This window comes from Lachnospira hominis (ex Liu et al. 2021), from assembly GCF_014287955.1.
GTDB classification, from domain to species: Bacteria; Bacillota; Clostridia; order Lachnospirales; family Lachnospiraceae; genus Lachnospira; species Lachnospira hominis.
In genome coordinates this window covers 280,036-286,035 of sequence record NZ_JACOPD010000005.1, presented here as the reverse complement: position 1 = coordinate 286,035, position 6,000 = coordinate 280,036, and the positions used below count along the sequence as shown (strand labels likewise).

General features: G+C 34.2%; 7 protein-coding genes. 4 read left to right on the top strand and 3 right to left on the bottom strand.

The annotated features are described in order from the left end of the window. Positions 1-100: 100 nt before the first annotated feature. Positions 101-1,147 (bottom strand): hypothetical protein, encoded by a 1,047-nt coding sequence (locus H8S01_RS09010; RefSeq protein ID WP_186836955.1) that lies wholly within the window; start codon positions 1,145-1,147, stop codon positions 101-103. A gap of 223 nt (positions 1,148-1,370) precedes the next feature. Between H8S01_RS09010 and H8S01_RS09005 the strand changes: the two genes are divergently transcribed. Further along, the gene (locus tag H8S01_RS09005) at positions 1,371-1,544 is read left to right on the top strand and encodes a hypothetical protein (protein WP_021865515.1); all 174 of its coding nucleotides are present in this window, start codon (positions 1,371-1,373) and stop codon (positions 1,542-1,544) included. 42 nt (positions 1,545-1,586) lie between these two features. Here H8S01_RS09005 and H8S01_RS09000 read toward each other — a convergent pair whose 3' ends face one another. Beyond that, positions 1,587-2,282, bottom strand: coding sequence for a hypothetical protein (locus H8S01_RS09000; protein WP_021865514.1), 696 nt, complete (start codon positions 2,280-2,282; stop codon positions 1,587-1,589). Between the two features lie 184 nt (positions 2,283-2,466). On the opposite strand from H8S01_RS09000, the gene H8S01_RS08995 reads away from it, so the two are divergent. The 3 genes from H8S01_RS08995 to H8S01_RS08985 are packed head-to-tail and all read left to right on the top strand — an operon-like array spanning position 2,467 to position 4,650. Next, positions 2,467-3,291: an NUDIX hydrolase gene (locus H8S01_RS08995; RefSeq protein WP_186836954.1), complete on the top strand. Its 825-nt coding sequence runs from the start codon at positions 2,467-2,469 to the stop codon at positions 3,289-3,291. Positions 3,292-3,307: 16 nt separating this feature from the next. After that, complete coding sequence (locus H8S01_RS08990) at positions 3,308-3,838, top strand: cysteine hydrolase family protein (protein ID WP_021865512.1); 531 nt, start codon at positions 3,308-3,310, stop codon at positions 3,836-3,838. A 14-nt stretch (positions 3,839-3,852) separates the two neighbouring features. Beyond that, a complete protein-coding gene (locus H8S01_RS08985; protein ID WP_186836953.1) occupies positions 3,853-4,650 on the top strand; it encodes a DNA alkylation repair protein in 798 nt (265 codons plus the stop codon). Between the two features lie 150 nt (positions 4,651-4,800). On the opposite strand, the gene ftsZ is transcribed toward H8S01_RS08985, so the two are convergent. Then, positions 4,801-5,958 (bottom strand): cell division protein FtsZ, encoded by a 1,158-nt coding sequence (gene ftsZ, locus H8S01_RS08980; RefSeq protein WP_186836952.1) that lies wholly within the window; start codon positions 5,956-5,958, stop codon positions 4,801-4,803. Positions 5,959-6,000: the final 42 nt, after the last annotated feature.

The following is a 6,000-nucleotide window of genomic DNA, read 5'->3' as shown; positions in this document are numbered from 1 at the left end:
TGCAGTTTTCAAGGTTCAAAGAACTCTAACTGAGTTCAAAATATATCTAAAAATACATTTCTGTACTTTATTCAAAAAATATCATTTTAGGGCTTGACTTTTAATAGTTAGTCTCCTTCGGGCGTGTAAGATATTCACGTATTTTCTGGCGTATTGGAAAAAGTTCCGGAAATAATGCAGCCAGCCGGTTGATTTCATCCGGTGTCTCTGCTGTGAAAAGCGAGAGATACATAAGCCTGTCACGCCTCATCTTTTCCGTCAGCCTGTTTTCGTACTGTGTGTCATCACAGTCAATATCAGCTGAATCAATACGTCCTTCTATGATGTCAGAATATCTGTATTTCCTGAATGTGTCAAGGCTTATCAGGTGATATTCCTGCAAAAGCTTCATGTTGATTTCGGTATTAAAAACAGTCTTTCCAACATGGAAGTACAGTCTTTTGTCTTTAGGGCTTTTAAGTGAACTGCTGCTTTTTTCAAAAAATATGATGGTATGTACTTTTTTCATGTTTTCATAAGAAGGCTTGCTGGATGAACCATCAGCTGCTTGAGATGTTTCATTTCCGGCTTTTCCGGCCGCGGCATCGTCGTAATAATCGTTTCTTTGTCCTTCATTCATTCCCTGCAACATGCGGAACTGCCTTAATACAAGGTCAGCAGAATAACATGAGATTCTTGCTGCCGGAAAATCGTAAGGGACTTTCTGAATCTCAATATTTGTGATGCTGCCGTCATCAAGCCTTACAACCATATCCATAATTACAAAAGAATTAACAAATGCGTAACTGGTATCCGGAAACACCTCAATAACAGTTACATGCTGGCCGAGGATGCAGCTTACAAGCTCGGAAAGCCTTGCCCTTGATTCAACCGGGTTAAATATCATTTTAAAAAATGGGTCATATAAGAGGGGCAGGGTTTTCTTTCCGGCAAAGAAGCCGGCAAAACGGTCAAACCACTCTTTGTCAGACATGAGATATCCATACAGATGTTTGGTTGATGGATTATCTGCAAGAGAATGCAGTGCGGCTTCGTAATTGCGTAGAGCGTCAGGATTATCTGACATATCAAAATTACCCACTGCATCAGATATAACGACATTATTATCACCGTTATAAAAAGAAAAGCTATTTTGTTTATTTTTCAATAAAAATCCTTAACATCGATGTTTTTTCTTTCACGTTAAAAATGTAAAGTGACTTGATTATAATAGTATAAATTACAAAAATATATAAATATGCATATCTATAGATATACTTATAACATATGTTTTAAAAGTATGCAAGTAATATTTAAAATAAATAAATAATATTAATACTTGCAATTATAGATAAGTTATGTTAGTATTGAAATATAAAGAGGCTATTCATGTGGATATTGTGACAAGTGATTTGCTTGTGATAGAATTTGCTGATAACGAGGAAAAAGCTAAAATATATATGGCTGACGACGGACAAACATATTATATAGGTGATTACGCCACACCTGATGAATTGTTTATTGCAATGATGAAAGAAATAGAATATGAATTAAAAACGTCATAGGCTTGATGACAAATGACGTTTTTATCTATAAAGTTATCATATTCAATTCTTTTTTTGTTTGTTAATTGTAAGGTATAAAAGTCCTATGCCTATGAAAATTAATAAAAGCAATATTATCATGTATGCAACGCCTATTCCAAGTGTTTCAGTACTCATCCGGCTTAAATCCCATCCGAACCATCCGGTAGGAGCATTATAATTAAGAAAATTATATGGTGCTGTCATTGTTTGATACCAACGTACGCCGGTTAAAGCAAGGAGGTATACGAATCCGACATAGCAAAGAGGTGGAATGACGGCATATATGGCGTATATTTTTTTTGATTTGAATCCTTTATCAAATAGAAGAAAATCAGCTATAGCGAATAGTGGACCTACAAAATGTACACCGAAACTTCCGGCATGATTGCGAAAATATGCACCGATAAGTCCATCTTCAGATGTTGGACCAAGAATCAACATGTAAACAAGAAATGTAAGTGTGATTGAAAGTGTCATAAGAAATTTTAATATATATAATTTGTTATTTTTGTAATCTTTGCCTGTTTTAAGCAGAATAATATCTAACACAATAAATATTATAAGAATTATGTCCAGTGCGACATTTGACAATGTTGTAAAAAATGTAAAAGACATAATGTTATCAATTGTAAATATTAATCCATATAACGATGCAACAAGTGAGATGGATTTTAAAACAATGCTTATAATTAAAGATTTTTTATTTGTAGTGGACATGTTTATTTTAGCCTCCAAATATTTGATTATCAAATTATAATACATTTGTGAATATATTGCAATATTACAAAAATAAGATATAAATTTCTGATGCATCAGATAATATATTGACCTGGATTAAGATTAGTGATACTCTTTTTTTAAAAAGTAGTGAAATAATACCTTTGCATGGAGGGCAGCATTTATGGGAGAAATAAGAAATAAAGATGGATTGACAGAGGAAGAATTTTTAAAACAATACAAGCCGTCAAAGTATGAAAGACCAAGTGTTACGGTTGATATGCTGATTTTGTGTATGAGCAGATATCTTGATAATCTGAAAGTATTATTAATTCAGAGAAAAAATCATCCATATATTAACTGCTGGGCTTTGGCGGGAGGATTTGTAGGAATTTATGAATCAACTTATGATGCGGCTTGCAGGGAATTACAGGAAGAGACAGGATTAGTAACAAATACATATCTAGAGCAGTTGTATACAATGAGTAATCCTGACAGAGACCCAAGAATGCGTGTTATAGATGTAGCATATATAACATTGATGAGAGAACAGCCAGTGCTGGCAGGAGATGATGCGAAAAAAGCACTATGGTTTGATATTAGTTTGCATGATGATATTTTGGAACTTAAAAATGAAGAAGAAAATATTAATATAAAATATTGTCTGCATAAAAAAATATTTAAAAATGGTGTGGTGGATACGACAGGGTATACGCAGGAAAGCATAACAGATGAAAAATTGGCATTTGACCATAATGAAATAATATTAGAAGGATTATTAAGATTAAAAAATAAAATTTTATATAGTGATATTGCTTTTAATCTGCTACCTGAAGAATTTACACTCCCAGATGTTAAAAGGGTGTATGAAGTGATTCTGGGGAAAGAATTGTATAAATCGAATTTTAATGCAAATATAAAATCTAAATTAATATCAACAGATTGTAAAATTACATCTATGATAAAAGGCGGAAAAAAAGCAGCTGGTTATAAATATAAAGGACAATGATTTAAGGAGAACAGTTATGAAAATTTTAGTTATTGTAGATATGCAGAATGATTTTACATCAGGAGTATTGGGGAATAATGAGTGCGAAGAAGCGGTTTCAAAGGTTGTAGAAGTTATCAATGAAGATAATTATGATAAGATTTTTCTTACAAGGGATACACATCAAAAAAATTATCTTGAAACTCAAGAGGGACGGAATTTACCAGTTGAACATTGCATAGAGGGAACAATTGGCTGGCAGATTAGAGAAGAGATTATGAAAGCTGTCAGCGACAATAATTTTTGCATTATAGATAAGCCTGTTTTTGGTTCCCTCAAACTTGCAGAAGATATAAAAACGGAATATGAAAATAAGCAGGATAATCTTGAAATTGTTCTTGTGGGTGTGTGTACGGGGATTTGTGTTATCAGTAATGCAATGCTGTTGAAGGCAGCTTTGCCTGAAGCTGTAATTACAGTTAAGGCAGATGCATGTGCCTGTGTAACACCCGAATCGCATAAAATAGCATTGGATGCAATGAAAATGTGCCAGATTAATATTGATTGAAATTCGGAGAAATTATGCTTAAATATATACGTGATGAACTGGTATCAATGACAGATAAAGGAAATTATCAAACATTTACATCTTCACTCATTCCGGGGTGTAATAATATTATCGGTGTGCGTCAGCCGGCACTGAAAAAATATGCAAAACAGCTTGTGAAAGAAAATGAGGATTTTAGAAAACTTCTTACGGAGCCTGATTTATACTATGAGGAAACCCTTCTAAGAGGTTATATCATAGGAATGGGTACCGCGAAAGAAAAAGATTTTGACAAAGCTCTTGAAGATTTAAAGAAATTTGTTCCGCTTATTGATAATTGGGCTGTTAATGATGGATTTTGTGTGGAATTCAGAATTATGGATAAATACAGACAGGAATTTCTGCCGTTTTTGGAAAAATGTATATTGTCGGAAGATGAATTTGAGGCAAGGGCCGGACTTATAATGCTTCTTGACCATTATATTAAGGTTGATGCCGACGGCAATAAAAAGCCGAGAATGAAAAAAGTTATGCTTGAAGATATAGGCATGTGTGGTGAAAATAATAAAAAAGAAGAGCAGGGAATGTACATAGATAAAATTCTTTTGCTTGTGAACCGTGATTTTTCTTCAAACGGATATTATACTCAGATGGCGGCAGGATGGCTTCTAGCAGAGTGTTTTGTTACATTTCCGCTAGATACATGGCGTTATCTTACGGATAAAGAAAATATGAAACTTGATAATGTTTCATACAAAAAAGCAATAAGAAAAATATGTGAGTCGCTCACACCGGATGATGAAGTTAAAAAAGTAGTGAGAGAGCTTGCGTGATGATGCTGTAAAGAGTTTGTGTAATGACGCAAAACTGAGAGGCGGTTTTGGGGTAAGTTTGTATGAAATCAGTATGTATGTTATTATATATAAATATATGTTCTGTAGTAACAGCCGTGATTAAATTAAAAATCGCGGCTGTTACCGTTTTTATCGCATTCTTGACTGTAAAAATGCCGGTATTACAAGTTCAGTTTCTTTTTTGTGTGCATTGTTTTTAAGCGTATCAAATACAGGAATATCAGAATTGCTGATATAAATGTTTTTCGTGTCATGTTTCGGAACGTAAGCCTTGTCGTAAGCCTTGTCGTAAGCCGTATTTGAATCGGATTTTGAGGCAGATACATTTTCAAGTCCGGTTGCAATAATTGTAATAACAGAATTTTTATTATCGTTTAACTGTTCTTCACTTGAGACAGTTCCCCACATTATTTTTGCATCTTTTCCTGCAATTTCCTGGATGTACTGGATTGCATTGTTTAATTCTATAAGATTGACGTCTCCGGATGAATTAATCATTACATATTTGGCATTTGTAAGATTAGTGTTAAGGAGCGGCGAATTTACTGCCTGTTTCACCGCATCTGTTATTGATGTATTTTCGTCTGCATATCCGATTCCCAGATGTCCGTAACCTTTGTCACCAAGAACTGTTTTTAAATCATTAAAGTCAAGATTGACAGTACCACAGTTGAATACAATATTTGTTATTGTGTCAATGGCATTTTTAAGTACAGAATCTGCAAGAGAAAAAGCTGCAGACATAGTAACAATTTTTTCATTGCACGAAAGAAGTTTGTCGTTGGAAATTACAAGCAGTGTGTCAATGTATTTTTCGAGATTTTCAATTCCGGCATTTGCAATGTTTGTACGATTAGGATTTTCAAAATTGAAAGGAGTTGTGACAACAGCTACTGTAAGTATTCCCATATCTTTACATATTTTAGAAATGTAGGGAAGTGCACCGGTACCTGTCCCGCCACCCATTCCTGCAGTCAGGATAACCATATTTGCATCGTTTACAAGTTCCTTGATTTCATCGGTACTTTCTTCGGCAGCGGCATATGCAATCTCAGGATTTCCTCCTGCACCGAATCCATTTGTCAATTTTTTACCGATTGTAAGACAGATATCGGCATTTGATTTGTCAAGAACCATCTGGTCGGTGTTTATGGCAATAAACTGAATTGGAAAAGGGGTTTCGTGAGAAAGCCTGTTTACAGCGTTGTTGCCACAGCCGCCGACACCTATAACTTTAATTACAGGCATATTTGATGAAGCATATTTTAAGTCTGTTATTTCAAGCATATTTAACCTCCTGAAGTTTGCATAAATGCGAATTTATAATTT